This window comes from Microbacterium abyssi, assembly GCF_015277895.1.
GTDB lineage: Bacteria > Actinomycetota > Actinomycetes > Actinomycetales > Microbacteriaceae > Microbacterium > Microbacterium abyssi.
Genome location: NZ_CP063815.1, coordinates 2,956,759 through 2,977,549, shown reverse-complemented (window position 1 = coordinate 2,977,549; position 20,791 = coordinate 2,956,759). Strand labels below are relative to the sequence as shown.

Annotated in this window: 19 protein-coding genes; 17 read left to right on the top strand and 2 right to left on the bottom strand. The window is 69.7% G+C overall.

Translation table 11 applies throughout. From position 1 onward, the window contains the following. The first annotated feature begins 10 nt into the window (after positions 1–10). The 3 genes from IM776_RS14340 (at position 11) to IM776_RS14330 (ending at position 3,536) form a co-directional block, all read left to right on the top strand. Positions 11–658, top strand: a complete 648-nt coding sequence (locus IM776_RS14340; RefSeq protein WP_194420757.1) for a LuxR C-terminal-related transcriptional regulator — start codon at positions 11–13, stop codon at positions 656–658. Next, the gene (locus IM776_RS14335) at positions 655–2,844 is read left to right on the top strand and encodes an ATP-binding protein (RefSeq protein WP_194420756.1); all 2,190 of its coding nucleotides are present in this window, start codon (positions 655–657) and stop codon (positions 2,842–2,844) included. The genes IM776_RS14340 and IM776_RS14335 overlap by 4 nt, the downstream gene beginning before the upstream one ends. Before the next feature lie 125 nt (positions 2,845–2,969). Next, complete coding sequence (locus IM776_RS14330; RefSeq protein WP_194420755.1) at positions 2,970–3,536, top strand: signal peptidase I; 567 nt, start codon at positions 2,970–2,972, stop codon at positions 3,534–3,536. 1 nt (position 3,537) lies between these two features. Here IM776_RS14330 and IM776_RS14325 read toward each other — a convergent pair whose 3' ends face one another. Further along, positions 3,538–4,842 carry a glutamyl-tRNA reductase gene (locus IM776_RS14325; RefSeq protein WP_194420754.1) on the bottom strand — a complete coding sequence of 435 codons (1,305 nt, stop codon included), beginning with the start codon at positions 4,840–4,842 and terminating at the stop codon, positions 3,538–3,540. A gap of 98 nt (positions 4,843–4,940) precedes the next feature. On the opposite strand from IM776_RS14325, the gene hemE reads away from it, so the two are divergent. From hemE to IM776_RS14270, 11 genes are all read left to right on the top strand, one after another. Next, complete coding sequence (hemE, locus tag IM776_RS14320) at positions 4,941–5,960, top strand: uroporphyrinogen decarboxylase (RefSeq protein WP_194420753.1); 1,020 nt, start codon at positions 4,941–4,943, stop codon at positions 5,958–5,960. Continuing rightward, complete coding sequence (hemG, locus tag IM776_RS14315; protein WP_228479778.1) at positions 5,957–7,450, top strand: protoporphyrinogen oxidase; 1,494 nt, start codon at positions 5,957–5,959, stop codon at positions 7,448–7,450. Before hemE ends, hemG begins: the two co-directional genes overlap by 4 nt. A gap of 96 nt (positions 7,451–7,546) precedes the next feature. Continuing rightward, positions 7,547–7,954, top strand: a complete 408-nt coding sequence (locus IM776_RS14310; RefSeq protein WP_194420751.1) for a hypothetical protein — start codon at positions 7,547–7,549, stop codon at positions 7,952–7,954. Position 7,955: 1 nt separating this feature from the next. Then, positions 7,956–8,363: a phage holin family protein gene (locus IM776_RS14305; RefSeq protein WP_194420750.1), complete on the top strand. Its 408-nt coding sequence runs from the start codon at positions 7,956–7,958 to the stop codon at positions 8,361–8,363. Further along, positions 8,350–8,625, top strand: a complete 276-nt coding sequence (locus tag IM776_RS14300) for a hypothetical protein (protein ID WP_194420749.1) — start codon at positions 8,350–8,352, stop codon at positions 8,623–8,625. Before IM776_RS14305 ends, IM776_RS14300 begins: the two co-directional genes overlap by 14 nt. A gap of 55 nt (positions 8,626–8,680) precedes the next feature. Beyond that, positions 8,681–9,358 carry a hydrogen peroxide-dependent heme synthase gene (gene hemQ, locus IM776_RS14295; protein WP_194420748.1) on the top strand — a complete coding sequence of 226 codons (678 nt, stop codon included), beginning with the start codon at positions 8,681–8,683 and terminating at the stop codon, positions 9,356–9,358. A gap of 8 nt (positions 9,359–9,366) precedes the next feature. Then, positions 9,367–10,359, top strand: coding sequence for a hydroxymethylbilane synthase (gene hemC, locus IM776_RS14290; protein WP_194420747.1), 993 nt, complete (start codon positions 9,367–9,369; stop codon positions 10,357–10,359). Beyond that, on the top strand, positions 10,359–11,159 hold the full coding sequence (locus IM776_RS14285) for a uroporphyrinogen-III synthase (RefSeq protein WP_194420746.1): 801 nt from the start codon (positions 10,359–10,361) through the stop codon (positions 11,157–11,159). The genes hemC and IM776_RS14285 overlap by 1 nt, the downstream gene beginning before the upstream one ends. Next, positions 11,156–12,136: a porphobilinogen synthase gene (gene hemB / locus IM776_RS14280; RefSeq protein WP_194420745.1), complete on the top strand. Its 981-nt coding sequence runs from the start codon at positions 11,156–11,158 to the stop codon at positions 12,134–12,136. Before IM776_RS14285 ends, hemB begins: the two co-directional genes overlap by 4 nt. Positions 12,137–12,286: 150 nt before the next feature. Then, the gene (hemL, locus tag IM776_RS14275; protein ID WP_194420744.1) at positions 12,287–13,612 is read left to right on the top strand and encodes a glutamate-1-semialdehyde 2,1-aminomutase; all 1,326 of its coding nucleotides are present in this window, start codon (positions 12,287–12,289) and stop codon (positions 13,610–13,612) included. Between the two features lie 90 nt (positions 13,613–13,702). Next, a complete protein-coding gene (locus tag IM776_RS14270) occupies positions 13,703–14,152 on the top strand; it encodes a hypothetical protein (RefSeq protein ID WP_194420743.1) in 450 nt (149 codons plus the stop codon). A gap of 2 nt (positions 14,153–14,154) precedes the next feature. Here the strand turns inward: IM776_RS14270 and IM776_RS14265 are convergent, their stop codons facing one another. Then, positions 14,155–15,543, bottom strand: coding sequence for an ABC transporter ATP-binding protein (locus tag IM776_RS14265; RefSeq protein WP_194420742.1), 1,389 nt, complete (start codon positions 15,541–15,543; stop codon positions 14,155–14,157). 109 nt (positions 15,544–15,652) lie between these two features. Here IM776_RS14265 and IM776_RS14260 point away from each other — a divergent pair, with 109 nt between their 5' ends. The 3 genes from IM776_RS14260 to IM776_RS14250 all read left to right on the top strand — a co-directional run bounded on the left by IM776_RS14260 (position 15,653) and on the right by IM776_RS14250 (position 20,744). Continuing rightward, complete coding sequence (locus tag IM776_RS14260) at positions 15,653–16,714, top strand: enoyl-CoA hydratase/isomerase family protein (protein ID WP_228479777.1); 1,062 nt, start codon at positions 15,653–15,655, stop codon at positions 16,712–16,714. A gap of 158 nt (positions 16,715–16,872) precedes the next feature. After that, the gene (locus IM776_RS14255) at positions 16,873–18,600 is read left to right on the top strand and encodes an ABC transporter ATP-binding protein (RefSeq protein ID WP_194420740.1); all 1,728 of its coding nucleotides are present in this window, start codon (positions 16,873–16,875) and stop codon (positions 18,598–18,600) included. Then, entirely contained in the window at positions 18,597–20,744 is a 2,148-nt protein-coding gene (locus IM776_RS14250) for an ABC transporter ATP-binding protein (RefSeq protein ID WP_194420739.1), read from the top strand. Before IM776_RS14255 ends, IM776_RS14250 begins: the two co-directional genes overlap by 4 nt. Positions 20,745–20,791: the final 47 nt, after the last annotated feature.

The following is a 20,791-nucleotide window of genomic DNA, read 5'->3' as shown; positions in this document are numbered from 1 at the left end:
GGTTTGAGCCATGGCGGGCACATTCAGCGTCGCGATCGTCGACGACCACGCACTGGTCGGTCTGGCGATCGGTCCGCTCATCGACGGCGCGAGCGATCTCGAGTTCGTCGGAGCCGTCTCGTCGGTCGGTGAGCTCCGGCAGGCCGATCTGCACCCCGATCTCGTGGTGCTCGACCTCATGCTCCGCGATGGGACCACCCCCGTCGAGAACGTGCAACGACTGCGGGAACGCGAGGCCGCGGTGCTTTTCCTGACCTCGGGCGAGGACCGCTTCCTCGTTCGCGAGGCGCTCCGCACCGACGCGCTGGGGGTGGTGCGGAAGTCCGCGCCGCCGTCGGCGATCCTGTCGGCGATCCAGCGTGCGGCGCGCGGAGAGCCGATCGTCGACACCGAATGGGCCGTGACCGTCGACGCGGACCCCGACCTGGAGAGCGCTCCGCTCACCGACCGCGAGCGGAGCGTGCTCGCACTGTACGCCTCCGGCATCGGAGCCAAGCAGGTCGCGACGCGACTCGGGATCAGCGAGAACACGGTCAATGACCACCTCAAGCGGATCAAACTGGTCTATCAGCGGCTCGGGCGCCCCGCCCCGACCAAGGTCGAGCTGTACCGACGCGGAGTCGAAGACGGGTACCTCCCCGTCCCCGGTCGCACATGAGCCGCACTGCGTCCCTCCGCGCGGAAGGCGCCGAGGAGTCGTCTGCCGAACGTCACGAACTGCTAGCCGCGCGGGTGCTGACCGCCGGCAACGGCGCTCTGGCTGCGCTCGCCGCGCTGGGTGTCGCGACCGTCGTCGTCCAGGGTGATCCCGCTGAGCATCCGCCCGCGTTCCAGGCCGCGATCCTGACGATCATCGGAATCCTGATCGCCGTCGGTCTGCTCGCACAGTGGAGTGGGCGGCGCATGATCGCCGTGATGAACGGCGTCGCGGCGTGCGGGTACCTCGCTCTCGTCGCGCTCGCCTGGCCGGTGCTCGCGCTCAGCGGAGCTTCGCCCAGCGGTCAGCTCTCCTGGTTGCTCACCGTCACCTCGCTGCCGGTTCTCGCGGCCGTGATCGCCTGGGGGCCCGCGGGCGGGTGGATCGTGCTGGGAGCCCTCGGAGTGTTCGTGCCGCTGCTGCGCATCGCGATGGATGACCGCTCCGCCAACGCCGTCGCGAACAATGTGCAGTCCTTCGCGACGGCCGTGCTGCTGTGCGCGCTGGCGAGTGCGACGCTCGCCCGCGCGCAGCGAGCGGATGCCGCTGCGGCCCTCGCGCGCGACGCCGCGGCGCGCGAGGCGGAGAGCGCCGCGCGCCGCGACGTCGATGCCCGGGCGCAGGCGCTCGTGCACGACGAGGTGCTGGCGACGCTCGCGTTCGCCGCGCGGGCGACGGCCGAGATGCGGCCCGCCCTGGCCGCACAGGCTCGCCAGGCACGTGAGTCGCTGAACGCGTTGATGACTCCGTCGACAGAGGAGGTCGCCGTCGCCACGTTCCGGGCGGGGCTGCAGGAGCTCGCCCGAAACCACGGGGCGCAGTTCAGCGAGATTCCCGAACTGGAGATGCCTGGAACGGCGGCCGTGGTTCCCGGCGACGTCGCCGAGGCGATGAGCGGCGCCGCGCAGCAGGCGCTCGTCAATGTCCGCACGCACGCGCCCGGGAACGCGGCGAGCGTGACGCTGACCCGCATCGGGCATGGCATCCGCGTCGAAGTCCGCGATGACGGGCCGGGGTTCGATCAGGACGCCGTCGTGCCGGGCCGGCTGGGCATCGCCGTGAGCATCATCGCTCGGCTGCGGGCGGTCGGCGGGCGCGCCGAGGTGCATACGGCACCGGGTGAGGGCGTTGTCGTCGACACCTCGTGGAACCCGAGCAGTCCCGCGCAACGGTTCGCGCCGCCGGCCGACGGGCTGCTGCGAGACCGCGACATGCGCCTGGCCGGCGCGCTGCTCGCCGCCGGCCCCCTCACGCTCGCCCTCTACTCGTTCTTCTGGCTGCGTCAGCCCCTTCCGGCGGTCGCAGCGGGAGTCGCCCTCGCCGCCGCGTTCGTGGTCGTGTCGTGGCGCGCCGGACGCGCCGGCACCGCGACTGTCGCCATAGCGGGGACGCTCACCCTCGGGGCCGTCGGCACGATGCTGGGAGGCGTCGTCGTGCCGGACACCGCCGGCGCGCCTACGTATGCGGGGATGTGGCCGTACGTGACGGCATCCGTCGTGCTCGGGATGCTGTGCCTCCGGGTGCGACCCGCGGCGGCGCTGATGCTAATGATCCCTGCGACCGCGCTGCTGGCGCTCGCCGTCGTCCCCGGTCCCTTCGACGAGGTGCGCGCCGCTCTCATGCGCGCGATCGTGGTGGTGGGGGCAGCCGCTGGGCTCGCGGTCTCCCTCCGAGTGCTGGATCGTCACGCCGAGCGCGACAGGGCAGCCGCGCTGCGAGCCACCAGCGAGCGTGCATGGCTCGCCGAGGTCACGGCGCGTGCAGAGGAGAAGGTCGCGCGGTGGGATGAGACGTTCGGGCCGTTGCTCACCCGCATCGGCGAGGGCACCGAGCTGACCGATGAAGAGATCCGCCGGTGCCTCGTGCACGAGGGGGAGCTGCGGGACGGATATCGCGCCGGCCGACTGGGGGCGCCCGTCGTGGTGGCCGCGGCCGCGAGGGCACGGGCCCGAGGCGTCGATGTCGTGCTGATCGACGATGTCGCCGATCGGGAGATCGACGACGAACAACTCGAACTGCTGCGCGCGTGGCTCGTGGAAGAGCTGGACGGAGCCTCCGGCAGTTTCATCGGCAGGGTTCTCCCGGCCGGTCGCGACGCGCTGGCGACTGCGTCATCGGATGCCGCATCCACCCGTTTTGGTGGCTGAAAGACCTAGTGCTGCTGGCCAAAGGTCAATATCGTTTGATTATCGATGACGGGCCAGCGTTGCTCCCGAAAGGGGCACCCGGAACGAGGGGCCGGAATCGGATTGCTGGGGACGAGGCAGAGCCGGTGACCGAGCAGAACAAGGAGCCGGATCAGCCGTCAACGACCGAAGCGAAGCCGCGGTCGATGGGGGTGGCGCTCTGGTATGGCGTGAGTGCGGGCATCATGGGAATGCTCGTGCTCACCGCCATGCTGGTGCTGGGGGTGCCATGGGCGACAGGCGCGAGCGCGTTCACGAGCAGTGATGGTTCGATGGCTCCGGCGCTTCCACAGGGAGTCCTGATCGTCACGCAACCGGTGCGCGCCGAAGACATCGAGATCGCCGACGTCATCGCCTTTCGCCCCATTGCCGGTGATCCGACGGTCGTCACGCACCGAGTCGTCGACACAGCGCGCGGCCACTTCATCACGAAGGGCGATGCGAACGCCGCTCCCGACCCTGAGCCCGTCCACGAGACGCAGGTCCTCGGGCGTCTCTGGTACAGCGTGCCGCTGCTGGGCTGGCTCAACGCGGCAGTGACGGGGCCGTGGCGCGCAGCCGCGCTGCCCGTCGTCGCGGCCGTGGTGTGCGGCTATGCGGCGTGGACCCTGGTGCTGCGGTCGCGGTCGAGGCGCCGGAATCGGCAACGGTGACTCAGGCGGTCGCAGACTGCTCGTCGAGGCCCTCGTTCGCAGGACGGATGCCGTAGATCGTCTCGAGCGCCGCGACGAAGTCGGCGCCGCGGCCGTCGGCGGCCAGCTCGTGCGCGCGCGTCGTGGGCGTGTGCGTGAGGACGCCTGCGAGGTGACGCATCGCCTGCTCGACGCGGCCGTCCTCGTCACCACGGGCGCGGGCGCGCTCGATCTCGGCCTCCATCAGCGCGAAGATGTGCGAGCGGAAGGCGACGACGGCGGGGGTGACGCTCTGCCGGTCGCCCACCACGTTGAACGTGTCGGCGGCATCGCGCACGACGGTGCGGGCGGCATCCGTCGCCTGCAGCTCCTCGAGCGGCGCGTGCAGTCGGATCGTCTCCAGATCCAGCAGCGCGACGCCCTCCAGGTTCGCGACGGCTGGATCCACATTGCGCGGCATCCCGAGATCGATGACCAGCTGCGACGTGGGCGCGCCCATCGGGCAGCCGACGGCGACGGGTCCGGTCGGCGCCTGCAGGTGCGCGGGCCCCAGGACCGGCTCTTCCGCGGCGTTCGTGCAGGTGATCAGCAGGCTCGACCGCGATGCGACGCGGGCGTAGTCCTCGTCGGCGACGGCGGTGAGACCGTGCTTCTTCGCGAAGAGCTCGGCGCGACCGGACGGCGAATACACCGAGATGTCCGTCGCACCGCGCTCGCGGAGCGTGGCGAGGGTGACGGCGGCGTACGCGCCGGTGCCGACCAGCAGCACGCGCTCGGCAGACCAGTCGGCGATGCGGCTGTCGGCCAGTTCGAGCGACAGTCGCACCAGCGAGCGGCCGGCGCGGCCGAGCGCGGTGACGTTCTTGACCTTGCGCTGGGCCTGGCTCGCGCGCTGGAACAGACGCTCGAGCTCGGGGGAGGTGGTGCCCTCCTTGCGCGCCGCCGTCAGCGCGCGGCGCACCTGGCCTGCGATCTCGCCCTCACCGGGGACGACGGACTCCAGTCCGGATGCCACGGCGAACAGGTGCTCGGCGACCCGGCGGCCCGAGTGCACCGCGTAGGCGCCGTCGAGCTCGGCCGAGGGGATGCCGGTGGACTCCTCGATCGCCTCGAGCACGGCTTCGACCCCGACCGCGCCTGCGGCGGTCACCGGTTCGTCGACCTCGATGTACGCCTCGAAGCGGTTGCACGTGGAGAGCACAACGGCCCCCTGCACGCACGAGGCCAGGCGAAGGAGGTTCGGCGCGACGTCGTCAGGGGTGCGGCTCAATCGTTCGAGCATGTCGAAGGAGGCGGTCTTGTGACTCGCCGTCACACACAGCAGCACCTGACCATTCTACGCCGCTTCGCCGGGAGCCTTCTCCGAGGGGCGCCTGACGATGCACTGACAGGCGGTTCATGCGTCCCGGATGGGAGGATGGGATCATGCCTTCCTCGAACGCCCCGCTGCTGCGCGCACTCGCCGGAGACCGACCGGAGCAGACTCCGGTCTGGTTCATGCGCCAGGCCGGCCGATCGCTCCCGGAGTACCGTGAGCTGCGCGTCGGCACCCGGATGCTGGATGCCTGCCTGACCCCCGACCTCGCGGCCGAGATCACGCTGCAGCCGGTGCGCCGGCACAGGGTCGACGCGGCCGTGTTCTTCAGCGACATCGTCATCCCTCTGCGCCTCGCCGGCGTCGACGTCGTCATCGAGCCGGGGCGCGGCCCGGTGTTCGCCGATCCCGTCCGCACCCGTGCCGACGTCGACCGCATCACGGCGATCGACCCGGAGGGCTTGGACACCACGGCCATCGCCGAGGCGGTACGCATCGTCACGGACGAACTGGGAGACACCCCGCTGATCGGCTTCGCCGGAGCTCCCTTCACCCTCGCCGCGTATCTCGTCGAGGGCGGCCCCTCCAAGGAGCACCTGCGCGCACGGGCCATGATGCACACCGATCCGGAAGCGTGGAACCGTCTGGCCGGCTGGCTGGCACGCGTCTCCCGCCGCTTCCTCGAGGCGCAGCGTGACGCGGGCGCCGCGACCGTGCAGCTGTTCGACTCCTGGGCGGGGTCGCTGAACCCGGCCGACTACCGCGCGCACGTCGCCCCGCACTCCCGGGCGGCGGTCACCGACCTCGGCCTGCCGGTGATCCACTTCGGCGTCGGCACCGGTCCCTTCCTGGCAGACATGCGCCTGGACGGTGCGGCATCCGCCGTCGGCGTCGACTGGCGTCAGCCGCTCGACGAGGCCGCCGGCATCCTCGGCCACGACGTCACGGTCCAGGGCAACATCGACCCGGCCATGCTGCAGGCGCCCTGGGAGGTGCTCGAAGCGCACGTCCGCGACGTCATCGAAAGGGGCCGCGCCGCATGCGCGCACATCCTCAATCTCGGCCACGGCGTGCCCCCGGAGACCGACCCCGACCAGCTCACCCGCATCGTCGAGCTCGCGCACTCATGAGCACGGACGGCACCGCAGACCTCGCCGCCAGGGCGGCGCACCGTCACGTCGTCGTGGTCGGCGGCGGCATGGCAGGACTCGTCGCCGCGCGGGAATGCGCGAAGGTCGGAATGCACGTCACCGTCCTCGAGGCGGCAGCGGAACTCGGCGGGGCGATCCGCCGGGCGGAGCTCGACGGTGTGACGGTGGATGCCGGCGCCGAGAGCTACGCGACCCGCGGCGGGCACGTCCGCACCCTCCTCGACGAGCTCGGACTCACCGATGCGATCGTCACCCCGAATCCGGCCGGCGCCTGGCTGGTCGGCGCCCTCGGAGTCGACGCCGCGCCCCTGCCCAAGGGCGGGATCCTCGGGATCCCTGCCAACCCGTTCGCCGATGACGTGCGCCGCATCATCGGCTGGGGCGGTGCGTGGCGGGCCTACGTCGACCGCCTCCGCCCGCCGCTGACGATCGGCCAGGAGCGCAGCCTCGGCACGCTCGTCTCGAAGCGGATGGGCGCGAAGGTGCGCGACCTGCTGGTGGCACCCGTCACCGCCGGCGTGTACTCGGCGGACCCGGACGACGTCGACACCGAGATCGCCGCCCCCGGACTCAACGAGGCCCTCACCCGGGCCGGCTCTCTCTCCGGCGGCGTCGCGCAGTTGCTGGCCGATCGCGCTGATCGTGCGAAGAAGGCGCCGGGCTCGGCGGTCGAGGCGATCGCGGGCGGCATGAGCGTCCTGGTGGACGCGCTCGCCGCGGATCTCGAGGAGCTCGGCGCCGTCGTCCGCACCGGAGTACCGGTCGACGCGATCGTCAGGGACGGCGACGGCTGGACCGTGAGCTTCCCGATCGCCGCCGAGGGCGAGGAGCCATCGGCTGAGACCGTGTCGGCGGATGCCCTGATCGTGGCCACCGCCGAGCCGAGCGCCCGCGCCCTGCTCGACGGACAAGTCACCGGCCTCGGCGCCGAGGGCGAGGCGCCGCAGATCGAGATCGTCAGCCTGCTGCTCGACGCCCCGTCGCTGGATGCCGCGCCCCGCGGCACCGGTGTGCTCACGGTGCCCGGCAGCCACATCGCGAAGGCGCTCACGCACGCGACTGCCAAGTGGGAGTGGCTCCGTGCGGCCGCAGGCGGCCGGCACGTCGTGCGGGTCTCCTTCGGCGCCCAGGGCGAGCCGGCGGCGACGGGCGAGCTCGACGACGACGCGGCCGCGCGCCTCGCGCTGACGGAGGCCGAGGCGCTCCTCGGCGTCGCGCTGCCGGAGTCCGTGCTGATCGCGGCGCACCGTGCGCGGTTCGCGCAGTCGCAGCCGTCCTCCCTGATAGGAGCGGCCGACCGCCGCCGTGCGGTTCGCACCGCCGTGCAGAAGGTCGACGGCCTCGGCGTCGTCGGAGCCTGGCTGTCGGGTACGGGCCTCGCGCAGGTCGTCCCGGACGCGATGACCGAGGCGGACCGCGTCCGCCGAGCGCTTCTTTGGGGTGATGGCGGCCCGCTGTCAACCCCCTGAGCCGTAGATGCCGATTTCGGCATACGGCGTTACGCTGGAGCCCTGGCCGACGGCACCCACGCCAGCGGCTCGACCGGAACAACGTGAGGAGACCCCATGAAGGGGAAGATCGGACTCGTCGTCGGACTCGGCGTCGGTTACGTACTCGGAACACGCGCCGGACGCGAGCGCTACGAGCAGATCAAGACGCAGTGGCTGAAGGTCTGGAACAAGGATTCCGTCCAGAACCAGGTCGAGAAGGCGAAGGCCTTCGTCGGCGCGAAGGCATCAGAGGTGCCCGGCGCGATCTGGAACGGTGTCGTGAAGGTCGCCAAGGCCGCCGGCGACGGAGACACTCCCGGTGAGAAGCTGGACTCGGCGATCGCAACCGGCAAGAAGGCCGTCGATCACGTCGAGGATGCGCTGGAGGACGCGGTCGACGCGGCCAAGAAGTCCGCATCGTCCAAGAAGAGCACGTCGACGTCTTCGACCGGCGCGAAGAACACCACGACGAACGGGAAGTGACATGGTCCGCGGATACCGTGACCGCGCTGACGACAGTCTCCTGACCCTCCTCGGCGACCTCCCGGAACTCGTCACGAAGCTGGTCAAGGCCGAGGTCGATGCCGCGAAGGCGTGGATCTCGCGCACCGCGAAGGATGCCGGAATCGGCAGCGTCTGGTTCGTCATCGCGCTGTTCTTCCTGTTCTGGCTCGTGCCGATGATCCTCGTGTTCGCCGTCGCCGGCTTGTCGTCGTGGTGGCCGGTGTGGCTCTCCGCGCTGGCGGTCATCGGCCTGCTGCTTCTGTGCGTGATCGTGTGCGTGCTGTTCGGCCTGCTGAAGTTCCGGAAGGTGCTGCGTCGCGAGAATCCCGGCCAGGCCGTCGCGACCGATATTCGACTTGTGAAGGATGCCGGTGATGACAAGCTCTGAGTCCGCCCTGCCCCGCACCGCCGTTCCCGCCGGGATCAGCGATCCCGTGCAATCCGCACGTGCCGAGCTGAAGGCCGCGCTGGCCGCCATCGAGGTCAAGGGCAATTTCCCGCGCCGCATCGAGAAGGCCTCCCGCCGTGGAGCCGCGAAGGCGCGCGCCTTCGCCGACCGCAACCCTGTCGGCGCCATCGCCGCTGCGGTCGGGGTCGCCGCCGTCGCGGGCGGACTGGTCTGGGCCATCGCCCGCGCCATCGCCCGCTGAGGGTCCTCTTCGTCGCGCATTCGCTCCCCGTCAAGGAAAGGGGCAGACTGGGAGCATGTCCGAAGTGAGTGAACAGAACCCGTCCGGTTTCACCCTCTGGGCCGTCTGGCGACGCAACCCCGATGCTCCCGTCGCCGAGACGGACGCCACCGAACTCGAGACCATCGTCGGCCACATCGAGGATGCCGGCGTCACCGTCCGCGGCTTCTACGACGTCTCCGGGCTGAAGGCCGACGCCGACTTGATGGTCTGGCTGCACGGCGACACGGCGGAGGAGCTCCAGAAGGCCCTGCGCCGACTGCGCCGCACCGAGCTGCTGCGCACCCTGCTGCCGGTCTGGAACGTCATGGGGGCGCACCGCGACGCCGAATTCAACCGCGCGCACGTGCCCGGTTTCCTGCGCGGTGTCGAGCCGAAGGGATGGCTGTGCCTGTACCCGTTCGTCCGCACGCCGGAGTGGTACCTCGCCCCTGAGGACGAGCGTCGCAAGATGCTCGCCGACCACGGCCGCAAGGGCGCCGCGTTCACGGGCGTTATCGCCAACACCGTCGCCGCGTTCGCACTGGGCGACTACGAGTGGCTGCTGCCGCTCGAGGCCGACGATGTCACCGAACTCGTGGATCTCATGCGCGACCTGCGCTACACCGATGCGCGCCGCTATGTGAAGGAGGAGGTGCCGTTCTACACCGGCAGGCGCCTCCGCTTCGACGAGATCGCGGACGTCCTCCAGTAGGCCCCGCCATGTCCACCCCCATTCGTCTCGGCACGCGCCGAAGCGCTCTCGCCCAGGCGCAGTCCGGGCACGTCGCCGCGGCCCTCGAGAAGATCTCCGGACGCAGGGTCGAACTCGTTCCGATCGTCTCCGAGGGCGACACCAACCGCGCGTCTCTGTCGCAGATCGGCGGGCTCGGCGTCTTCGCCACCCGCCTGCGCGAGGCGCTGCTCGCCGGTGAGTGCGACTTCCTCGTCCACTCCCTGAAGGATCTCCCCACCGCGGTTCCAGAAGGGCTCGTCATCGCCGCGACCCCGCCACGCGAGGACGCCCGCGATGTCGTGATCACCCGCGACGGCATCCCGCTGCACGCGCTGCCCGCCGGCGCCAAGGTGGGCACCGGGTCGCCCCGGCGCATCGCGCAGGTCCGCCTGCGTGCGCCGCGTACAGAGGTCGTCGACATCCGCGGCAACGTCGACTCGCGTCTGGCGCGGGTGGAGACCGGCGATCTGGATGCCGTCATCCTCGCCGCAGCGGGCCTGTCCCGGCTCGGCTCGGAGACCACTCTCAAACGCGAGGAGCTCGGGCTCGCCGAGTGGCCGACCGCCCCTGGGCAGGGCTCGCTGGCCGTCGAGACCACCGCCGATGCGGCATCCGATCTGCGCGCAGCGCTCGCCGAACTCGACGACGAGGACACCCGTCTCGCCATCACCGTGGAGCGCGCGATCCTCGAGGGACTGGACGCCGGATGCCAGGCGCCGATGGCCGCGCACGCCGTCGTCACCGGCACGTCGCTCCGGGTCCGCACGATCGTCTACGATCCGGACGGAGAGCGGCGGATCGGGCTCGACGTCACTGAATCCCTGAACCGGGGGTATATTCGGAGTCACGGCAGTGGCAACGATGCGGATGCTGCCGATGGTGCGGACCCGAATCACGCAGCACGCGAGTTCGGGCTTTCTGTCGCCCGTCGGCTGCTCGAACAAGGGGCGGCCGACCTCGTACCCCGAGAGCAACCCTGATGACCACGACACCCGAATCGAAGCATGAGAAGCCGTTGAGCGGCTGGCGCGTCCTCGTCCCGCGAGGAGGCCCGTGGGGCGACGGCGTCGCCGCGTCGTTGCGCGCCCAGGGCGCTGTCCCGGTCGTCGCTCCGCTGATCAACTTCGGGCCGACCACCGACCAGGCCGCTCTCGACGACGCGCTCGAGAAACTGGCCGCAGGAGAGTTCGACTGGCTCACCGTCACCAGCGCCACCACGGTGGACGTGCTCTTCGCGCACCGCGCCGTCGTGCCGAAGTCGACGAAGATCGCCGCCGTCGGCGAGACCACCGCGACCGCCCTCCAGGCGGTCGGTTACGAGGTCGCACTCGTTCCCGAGACGGACAATTCTGCCGAGGGCATGGCGGAGCAGCTCATCGCACTCGAGCCGGAGCCTCGCCGCATCCTGACGCTGCGCAGCGAGATCGCCAAGCCCGTCCTCACGCGCTCGCTCATCGCCGCTGGGCACGACGTGTCGAGCATCGTCGCTTATCGCACGGTCGGCGTGCCCGTCACCGATCGGATCCGCCGCGACGTCGACAGCGGCCGGATCAACGCGATCCTCATCACCAGCGGCTCGGTGGCGCAGCAGGTCCGGGAGCAGTTCCCGAATATCCCCGACGACACGCTGCTCGCCGCGATCGGTCCGCGCACCGCGAAGGACGCCCGCCGGGCAGGGCTCCCGATCACCGTCGTCGCCGACAAGCAGACAGTCGACGCACTGATCGACGCGGTTTCGCACTTCACGCTTCCGCACGCAGCAGACGAGTTCGCGCCGTGAGCTTCCCCGAGATACGGCCCAGGCGTCTGCGCAGGTCGCCGGCAGTCCGCGCAATCGCTCGCGAGACGTCGCTCGAGCCGCGGCAGCTCGTGCTGCCTATGTTCGTCCGCGAAGGATTGACCGAGGCCGCACAGATCTCATCGATGCCGGGTGTCGCGCAGCACTCGATGGACTCGCTGCGTCGCGCTGCGGTCGAGACCGCCGAGGCGGGCGTGGGCGGCGTGATGCTGTTCGGCGTACCCGCCGTTCGTGATGCGATCGGCTCGGGTGCCGACGATCCGGACGGCATCCTCAACGTGGCCACGCGCGCGCTCGTCCGCGAGGTCGGAGATGCGCTGGTCGTGCAGACCGACCTGTGCCTGGATGAGTTCACCGACCACGGCCACTGCGGCGTGCTCGCCTCCGACGGCTCCGTCGACAATGACGCGACGCTGGATCGGTACGTCGCCATGGCGCTCGCGCAGGCGCGCGCCGGATCCCACCTGCTCGGGCTCTCCGGGATGATGGACGGCCAGGTCGCGGCGATCCGTCGGGGCCTGGATGGCGAGGGCTTCACCGACACGCTGCTGCTCGGCTACGCGGCCAAGTACGCGAGCGCGTTCTACGGACCGTTCCGCGAAGCCGTCGACTCGCAGCTGGAGGGCGACCGCCGCACGTATCAGCTCGACCCCGGCAACCGTCGGGAGGGCGTCCGGGAGGCGCTGATCGACGAGGCCGAGGGCGCCGACGTCGTGATGGTCAAGCCCGCCATGAGCTTCCTCGACGTGCTGCGCGAGGTGCGCGACGCCGTGCACGTGCCGGTCTGGGCGTACCAGATCTCCGGCGAGTACGCGATGATCGAAGCGGCCGCGGCGAACGGCTGGATCGATCGCCGTGCCGCCGTGCTCGAATCGCTGCTGTCCATCCGGCGCGCAGGCGCAGACGCGGTCCTCACGTACTGGGCGACCGAGGCGGCCCACTGGCTCCGCGACCGCTGACCCGGTGTCGCGCGGGTCGTTGAGCGAGGGTGGTCCCGTGGTTGTCGGAAGGACTTCACGCGGATCGTTGAGCGAGCGAAGCGAGACGAAACGGGCTGAGCGAGCCGCAGGCGAGTCGAAGCCGGACCGAAACAAGACCGAGGAGACATCATGACCGATCGCAACGACGAGCTGTTCTCCGCCGCGCGAGCGGTGACCCCCGGCGGCGTGAACTCGCCCGTGCGGGCTTACGGCTCCGTCGGCGGGACGCCCCGGTTCCTGGCATCCGCACGCGGCCCGTATGTGACCGATGCCGCCGGCGACGAGTACGTCGACCTGGTCGCGTCCTGGGGGCCTGCGCTGCTCGGGCACGCGCATCCCGAGGTCGTCGCCGCAGTCCAGGAAGCCGCGACCCGCGGGCTCTCGTTCGGCGCTCCCACCGAGGGCGAGGTCGCACTCGCTCGCAAGATCACCGAGCGTGTGCGCCTCGGTGACCTCGCGCCGATCGAACGCGTCCGCCTCGTCTCGACCGGCACCGAAGCCACCATGACCGCGATCCGTCTCGCCCGAGGCGCGACCGGACGTGATCTGCTCGTGAAGTTCGCCGGCCACTATCACGGGCACTCCGACGGCCTGCTCGCCGAAGCGGGCTCCGGCGTCGCGACGCTCGCGCTGCCCGGCTCGGCCGGCGTGCCGGCGCCGATCGCCGCGCAGACGCTGGTGATCGGCTACAACGACCGTGCCGCGCTCGAGGCCGTGTTCGCGGAGCACGGCGACCGGATCGCCGCCGTCATCGTCGAGGCCGCATCGGCCAACATGGGCGTCGTCGTGCCCGAGCCCGGATTCAACCGCTTCATCGCCGACACCGCGCACGCGCACGGCGCGCTGATGATCCTCGACGAGGTGCTCACCGGATTCCGCGTGCACCACGCAGGCTTCTGGGCGCTGCAGGCCGCGACCGGCGAGGAGTACCTGCCCGACATCATCACGTTCGGCAAGGTCGTCGGCGGCGGGATGCCGCTGGCCGCTCTCGGCGGTCGCGCCGGCGTCATGGACATGCTCGCCCCGACGGGCCCCGTGTACCAGGCCGGCACCCTGTCCGGGAACCCGCTGTCGGTCGCAGCCGGACTCGAGACGCTGCGTCTGGCGACCCCCGCCGTGTACGCCAAGGTGGATGCCGCCGCGGCCCGCATCGCAGACGCCCTGGGCGCTGCGCTGACCGAGGCCGGAGTCGTGCACGCAATTCCGCGCGCGGGCAACCTGTTCGGCGTGGCGTTCGCGCCGCAGGCGCCGCGAACCTATGCCGAGGCCCAAGCGCAGGAGTCCTTCCGCTACGCGCCGTTCTTCCACTCGATGCGCGAGCAGGGTGTGGCTCTGCCGCCGAGCGTGTTCGAGGCGTGGTTCCTCACCGCAGCACATGACGACACGGCGCTCAGCCGCATCGAGGCTGCGCTTCCTGCGGCGGCTCGCGCCGCGGCATCCGCTCGTCCCGCCTGACGCGCATTGGCGCACACGCACAAGGGGATCGTTGTGGTCCTGTGAGGAAGTCGCAGACAGAATCGCGGCGGACGCTGGCAGACTGGACGAATGGTGACCCTGCTCCTGGACCAGACACAGCTTGAGGTTGTGCTCTCTCCGCTCGAGCGTGCTGCCACGTTTCACCGCGAGAATCTGCGAGTCGCCCGTGAGACGATCACGAAGGTGCAGCTCACGGATGACGCATGGACCTGGTTGCGCGGCGTACCGGGGCCGGGCACCCACATCCCCGGCATCCTCGCGGCCGGCACGTGGAAGGCCGCGGCGACCACGGATTTCGTCCTGATCCGTCGGCGTCGTCCGAGCGTCGTCATCGACCTCGAGGGCGACGAGCAGTTCCAGCGCCTCATCTTCACGACCCGCCACGGGCTCGCGCTGACGCAGGCGCTCCGCCTGGATGTGTCGGAGGAGCCGGTCGACGTCGTCGAGATCGCGGGCACCGCTCCGGTCCCGGTCGTGACCGGTCGTCAGCGCCCGGTCATCAGGCCGCGACCGGTCTGACGTCAGCGCTGCTCGGCGTCTGAGTTCTCGGCGTCTGAGCCCGCATCGGCGTCTGCCTCGAACGACGGGACGACGTCGATGACACGCGTCGCGTCGAAGTTCTCGGGGTCGGCTTCTTCCGCTTCTTCGGCCTCGGCGGCCTCGATCCCCGCGGCCGCGATGCTGGGATCGGTGACCGGATTGGCGAACATGCTGGCAACTGCGGCCAGATCGGCGATGCCTGGGAGCGGACGCTCGTCGGCGGAGGCGGATTCGTCGGAGGAGGACGCTTCGTCTCGCTCCGCTCGCTCAGCGCGTTTCGTCTCGCCTTCGGCTCGCGGGGCGACCCGCTCGGTGTCCGCCTCCGAGGCGTCGGTCTCCTGCGGGTCGTTGACCTGCTCCTCTTCGGCCTGCACCTGCTCCTGCTCCGCGTCCTCGACGGCCTCTACGGCGTCCTCCGGAGCGTCGACCGGCAGCTCGAAGAGAGCCGTCTCGTCTGTGAGGGGAGCGGGCTTCACGTATCGGTCGTGCACGAGGTCGAGGAACACGTCTTCGAGAGTCGGGCCCCGCTGCTGCAGCGTGGTCAGTGCGACGCCGGCGCGAGCGGTGATGCCGCCGATGGTCGCGGCGTCGCTGCCACGCACCGTCAGCCCTGAGCGCAGGATCTCGAACTCGTACCCGGCATCCTTCAGCGACTCCGACAGCGCGCTGCGGTCCGCGGCATCCACCACGACCGGACCGGTCTGCGGATCGGCGAGGTCTTCCATGGTGCCGGCGAACTTGAGCTCGCCGTGCGCGATCACCAGGATCTCGTCGGCGATCTGCTCGACCTCCGAGAGCACGTGAGAGGAGACCAGCACGGTGCGACCCTCATCGGCGAGGCCGCGGATGAGGGTGCGCATCCAACGGATGCCCTCGGGGTCGAGACCGTTGGCCGGCTCGTCCAGGACGAGCACACCGGGGTCGCCGAGCAGCGCCGTGGCGGCGCTCAGACGCTGACGCATCCCCAGCGAGAGCGCGGCGATCCGGGTATCGGCGTCGTTCCCGAGGCCGACGAACGAGAGCAGCTCGCCCACGCGCGACAGCGGGATGCCGCCCGCCTTGGCCGCGGTGATCAGATGACGCTCGACCGAGCGACGAGGGCGGAAGCCGGGATCCTCCATCATCGCGCCGATCACACGCGCAGGACTGCGCAGCTCGGCGTAGCGGCTGCCGCCGATCGTGGCCGTACCGCTCGTCGGGCGCTCCAGCCCGAGCAGCATGCGCAGCGTGGTGGTCTTGCCGGCTCCGTTCGGGCCGAGGAATCCGGTCACCACGCCAGGATTGACGCGCGCGGAGAAGTCCGACACTGCCGCGACGGCGCCGAAGCGCTTGGTCGCGTGGTCGAACTCGATCAGCTGTCCGTCTGCCATCCGGTGCCTTTCCTGCATGGGCGTTCTCCCCATCTTGCCGGAAAAGCCGCAGAATCTCGCATCGGCCGCACGCATAAAGTCCAGAACAGGCGGATGTAACGTGGCATCCGTGACTGACATCGATGCGGCCCCGACTGTTCTCGTTCGCACAGAAGGAGCCCTCGGCCGACTCACCCTCAACCGGCCGAAGGCGATCAATGCGCTCGACCTCGACATGATCCGGCAGGCGACCGCGGCGCTGGACGCGTGGCGCGACGACACCGACATCGACATCGTCCTCATCGACGGGGAGGGAGAGCGCGGGCTGTGCGCCGGCGGCGACGTGCGTGCGCTGTACGACCAGATCGTAGGGGGCGATGCGCAGGGCGCATCCGAGTTCTTCCGCGCTGAGTACGCGCTCAACCTGATGATCGCCGACTATCCGAAGACGGTCGTCGCGATCGCGGACGGCATCACGATGGGCGGCGGGATCGGCGTCGCAGGTCACGCCGACATCCGCGTGGTCACCGAGCGCAGCCGGCTGGCGATGCCGGAGACGCGGATCGGATTCACCCCCGATGTCGGCGGCACGTACCTGCTGGGCCGGGCGCCTGGCCGGATAGGCGAGTACCTCGGGCTCACGGGCGGCACGATGTCGGCGGCGGATGCCGTGTACGCCGGGTTCGCCGACCACTACGTGCCCTCGCAGCACCTGGGAGAGCTCCGCGAGGCGCTGGGCAAGCGGGCCGATCCGACCAGTCCGTCGGAACTGGTGCTGCTGTTCGACGAGACCCCCGAACGATCTGGGCTCTCCGCCGAGCGCGCGTGGATCGACGAGGTATTCTCGGCCGGCACCGTCACCGAGATCGCACAGCGGCTCTCCGTGCGTACGGAGGTGTCGGCATCCGCCACGGCCGCCATGCTCTCGGAGCTCTCGCCGACGGGCCTCGCGGTCACGCTCGACGCGGTCCGCGAAGCACGCGAGGGGGACCTGCGCGAGGCGCTGGTCGGAGAGTACCGGCGCGTGATGTGGTTCGTGCGGCGGCATCCGGACCTCGTCGAGGGGATCCGCGCCCAGTTGGTCGACAAGGACCGCTCGCCGAAGTGGCAGCCGGCGACGATCTCGCAGCTCGCCGAGGACGCCGGCGCCGATGCCCGCGCATATGTGCCCGACGTGCCGCTGTTCGACTGAATCCCGCGGCTTCCTTTTCTGGACCCGGGCGAGAAAACCGCTGTCTTCAGCGACTCGTTCGCCCTGAGCGGATAATGCGGATCAGGGATGTGCAATGTCCGTGGGGCGTGGCACGCTATCTGGTGGCCCATTCGGCCCGCTCCCCAAAAGGACCCACCATGCTCGGAAAACTCCTCTTCCGCTACCTCTCCAGATATTGGCCGCTGCTGGTCGGCGTGCTCGTGTTCCAGTTCATCAGCGCGCTGGCCGCGCTGTACCTCCCGCGGCTGAACGCCGACATCATCAACGAGGGCGTCGCCACCGCCGACACCGGTTACATCTGGCGCACCGGCGTCTGGATGCTGGTCGTCTCCCTCGGCCAGATCGTCAGCTCCGTGATCGCGACCTACTTCGCCGCCAAAGCCGCCATGAGCGTGGGGCGCGACATCCGCTCCGACGTGTTCGCGCGGGTCAGCGGCTTCTCTGAGAGAGAGGTCTCGCAGTTCGGCGCCGGATCGCTCATCACCCGCAACACCAACGACGTGCAGCAGGTGCAGATGCTGGCGATGATGGGCGCGACGATGTTCGTCATGGCCCCGATGCTGGCCATCGGCGGCATCATCATGGCCGTGCAGCAGGACGTCGGGCTCAGCTGGCTGATCGGCGTCTCGGTCCCCGTCCTGCTCATCGCGGCGGTACTCGTGATCGGGCGCATGGTGCCGCTGTTCCGGCGCAACCAGGGCAAGCTCGATCAGATCAACCGCGTCATGCGCGAACAGCTCACCGGGGTGCGCGTCGTCCGTGCGTTCGTCCGAGAGCGCGTGGAGGAGGAGCGGTTCCGCGAGGCGAACACCGACCTCATGATCCTCGGCCGCAACATCGGCTCGCTGTTCGTACTGCTGTTCCCGCTGTTCATGCTGATCCTCAACGTCACCGTCGTCGGTGTCATCTGGTTCGGCGGCCTCGAGGTCCAGAACGGCAACGTCGAGGTGGGAACGCTGTTCGCCTTCATGCAGTACATCGGCCAGATCATGGGCGGCGTGATCATGGCCAGCTTCATGGCGATCATGATCCCCCGCGCCGCGGTCTCCGCGGAGCGCGTCGGTGAGGTCCTCGACGCGGAGTCGACCCTCGAGCGCCCTGAGGACGGTGCCACGGACTTCCCCGTTCCCGGAACGGTCATGTTCGAGAACGTCGAGTTCACTTATCCGGGAGCCGATGCACCCGTGCTGCAGAACATCTCGTTCGGCGCGGAGCGCGGCGAGACCGTCGCGATCGTCGGGTCGACCGGTGCCGGGAAGACGACCCTGGTCTCGCTCGTGCCCCGCCTGTTCGACGTCACCGGCGGTGCCGTTCGGGTCGGCGGCGTAGACGTGCGCGAAGCCGACATGGACGCGCTGTGGAAGACGATCGGCCTGGTGCCGCAGCGTCCGTTCCTGTTCACCGGGACGATCGCCTCGAACCTCCGGTACGGCCGTTCGGATGCCACAGATGAGGAACTCTGGCATGCGCTCGAGATCGCGCAGGCGAAGGACTTCGTCTCCGAGATGCCCGAGGGGCTCGAGTCCCGCATCGCACAGGGCGGCACGAACGTGTCGGGCGGTCAGCGTCAGCGTCTCGCGATCGCCCGTGCCCTGGTGCACCAGCCGCAGATCCTCGTCTTCGACGATTCGTTCTCGGCGCTCGACCTGACCACGGACGCGAGGTTGCGGCAAGCGCTGTGGCGAGAACTGCCGCAGGTGACGAAGATCGTCGTCGCCCAGCGCGTGTCAACCATCACGGACGCCGATCGCATCGTCGTCCTCGAAGGAGGAGAGATGGTCGGCGTCGGAACGCACGAGGAACTCGTCGCCAGCAACGACACCTACCGCGAGATCGTCGAGTCGCAGCTGGGGGTGGACGCATGAGCACGTCGCTTCCCGAGCCCGTCGAAGGGGCTCCCATCGACACGAAGGTCGGCCCGACCGCGACGCTGACCCCCGACGAGCAGTACGAGGCGGAGCTCGCCGAGCAAGCACGTCAGAACTCCGGCGACTGGGATGCCGTAGCCCCCGGCAAGGCCGACAACTTCGGCAGGAGCTTCGGGCGGATGATCGGGCTGCTCAAGCCCTCCGCACTCTGGTTCGTGCTGGTGTCGTTCTTCGGAGCGATCGGCGTCGTGCTGACCGTCGCCGCCCCGAAGGTGCTCGGCGAGGCCACCAACCTCATCTACGAGGGCTACATCTCCAAGATGCTCGGCGACAACGGCGTACCGGCCGGCACGACGCAGGAGCAGGTCGTCGAGATGCTGCGATCGCAGGGCGAGGACGACTTCGCCAACATGGTCGCCGCGTTCGACAGCTTCCAGGTCGGGGCCGGCATCGACTTCGACCGGTTGCGCTGGGTGATCATCGCCGTGCTGGCGATCTACGTGGTCGCCGCCCTCCTCAGCTGGCTGCAGGGGTACGTGATCAACGTGATCATGGTGCGCACGATGTGGCGCCTGCGCGAATCCGTCGAGGCGAAGATCAACCGGCTGCCACTGTCCTACTTCGACAAGGTGCAGCGCGGTGAGCTGATCTCCCGCGTCACGAACGACATCGACAACATCACGCAGACCATGCAGCAGTCGCTGTCCGGTGCGCTGACGTCGGTCCTGACCGTGATCGGCGTGCTGATCATGATGTTCTCGATCTCGTGGCAGCTGGCACTGGTCGCGCTCGTCGCACTGCCGCTGATGGGCGTCATCTTCGGCGTCATCGGCCCGCGTTCGCAGAAGGCCTTCGGCAGCCAGTGGCGCAAGGTCGGACGTCTGAACGCCCGCGTCGAGGAGTCCTTCTCCGGTCACGCGCTGGTCAAGGTCTTCGGTCGCGAGCAGGAGGCTCTCGAGAGCTTCCAGGCCGAGAACGAGGAGCTGTACCAGGCGAGCTTCAAGGCGCAGTTCCTGTCGGGCATCATCATGCCGGCCATGACCTTCGTCGGCAGCCTGACCTTCGTCGGCATCGCGGTGCTCGGCGGGCTCATGGTCGCCAGCGGGCAGCTCCGCCTGGGCGACGTGCAGGCGTTCATCCAGTACTCGCAGCAGTTCACGCAGCCGCTGTCCGAGCTGGGCGGCATGGCGGCGGTCGTGCAGTCCGGTACGGCCTCGGCCGAGCGCGTGTTCGACTTCCTCGACGCCGATGAGGAGGAGGCCGACGCCCAGGATGCCGCTTCACTGCCCGATCCCGCAGTCGAAGGCCGCGGCGTCATCGAGTTCCAGGACGTGTCGTTCTCGTACACGCCGGATCGCCCGCTGATCCGGGACCTGTCGTTCCGGGTCGAGCCTGGGCAGACCGTCGCGATCGTCGGACCGACGGGGGCGGGGAAGACCACCCTGGTCAACCTGATCATGCGGTTCTACGAGCTGAGCTCCGGCCGCATCCTCATCGACGGACAGGACATCGCCGGCGTCACCCGCTCCGAGCTGCGCTCACGCACCGGCATGGTGCTGCAGGACCCGTGGCTGTTCGCAGGATCGATCCTCGAGAACATCCGCTACGGACGCTCCACCGCGACCGATGAAGAGGTCATCGAAGCGGCTACGGCGACGTACGTCGACCGATTCGTGCACGCCCTTCCCGAGGGGTACGAGACGGTTCTCGACGAGGACGCCTCGAACGTGTCCGCCGGTGAACGCCAGCTCATCACGATCGCCCGCGCGTTCGTGTCGCAGCCGTCGATCCTGATCCTCGACGAGGCGACGAGCGCGGTCGACACCCGCACCGAGCTGCTGCTGCAGCACGCGATGGCGGCGCTCCGCAAGGGCCGTACGTCGTTCGTGATCGCGCACCGCCTCTCCACGATCCGCGATGCCGACCTCATCCTCGTGATGGAGCACGGCGACATCGTCGAGAAGGGCTCGCATGACGAGCTCATCGCGGCGCAGGGCGCCTATTGGCGGCTGTACCAGTCGCAGTTCGAGCAGGCTGCGACCGATATAGATGCCGAAGAGGCCATGACCGACGCGGTTCCCGTCGTCGCGTCTGGTGAGGCCGAGGCGACCGAGACGGTGGACGAGCCCGCCGAGCGGTGACGCACGTGAACGGGGTGGGCGGCGCGACGCGACCGTCCACCCCGTTC

What these genes read in the sequence shown, in the direction of transcription:
- hemG (WP_228479778.1), top strand. Translation starts at nt 5,957, where the DNA reads ATGAGCACGGACGGCACCGCAGACCTCGCCGCCAGGGCGGCGCACCGT.
- IM776_RS14335 (WP_194420756.1), top strand. Translation starts at nt 655, where the DNA reads ATGAGCCGCACTGCGTCCCTCCGCGCGGAAGGCGCCGAGGAGTCGTCT.
- hemL (WP_194420744.1), top strand. Translation starts at nt 12,287, where the DNA reads ATGACCGATCGCAACGACGAGCTGTTCTCCGCCGCGCGAGCGGTGACC.
- IM776_RS14310 (WP_194420751.1), top strand. Translation starts at nt 7,547, where the DNA reads ATGAAGGGGAAGATCGGACTCGTCGTCGGACTCGGCGTCGGTTACGTA.
- hemQ (WP_194420748.1), top strand. Translation starts at nt 8,681, where the DNA reads ATGTCCGAAGTGAGTGAACAGAACCCGTCCGGTTTCACCCTCTGGGCC.
- IM776_RS14285 (WP_194420746.1), top strand. Translation starts at nt 10,359, where the DNA reads ATGACCACGACACCCGAATCGAAGCATGAGAAGCCGTTGAGCGGCTGG.
- IM776_RS14255 (WP_194420740.1), top strand. Translation starts at nt 16,873, where the DNA reads ATGCTCGGAAAACTCCTCTTCCGCTACCTCTCCAGATATTGGCCGCTG.
- IM776_RS14300 (WP_194420749.1), top strand. Translation starts at nt 8,350, where the DNA reads ATGACAAGCTCTGAGTCCGCCCTGCCCCGCACCGCCGTTCCCGCCGGG.
- IM776_RS14265 (WP_194420742.1), bottom strand. Translation starts at nt 15,543, where the DNA reads ATGGCAGACGGACAGCTGATCGAGTTCGACCACGCGACCAAGCGCTTC.
- IM776_RS14305 (WP_194420750.1), top strand. Translation starts at nt 7,956, where the DNA reads ATGGTCCGCGGATACCGTGACCGCGCTGACGACAGTCTCCTGACCCTC.
- IM776_RS14250 (WP_194420739.1), top strand. Translation starts at nt 18,597, where the DNA reads ATGAGCACGTCGCTTCCCGAGCCCGTCGAAGGGGCTCCCATCGACACG.
- IM776_RS14340 (WP_194420757.1), top strand. Translation starts at nt 11, where the DNA reads ATGGCGGGCACATTCAGCGTCGCGATCGTCGACGACCACGCACTGGTC.
- hemC (WP_194420747.1), top strand. Translation starts at nt 9,367, where the DNA reads ATGTCCACCCCCATTCGTCTCGGCACGCGCCGAAGCGCTCTCGCCCAG.
- IM776_RS14270 (WP_194420743.1), top strand. Translation starts at nt 13,703, where the DNA reads ATGGTGACCCTGCTCCTGGACCAGACACAGCTTGAGGTTGTGCTCTCT.
- hemE (WP_194420753.1), top strand. Translation starts at nt 4,941, where the DNA reads ATGCCTTCCTCGAACGCCCCGCTGCTGCGCGCACTCGCCGGAGACCGA.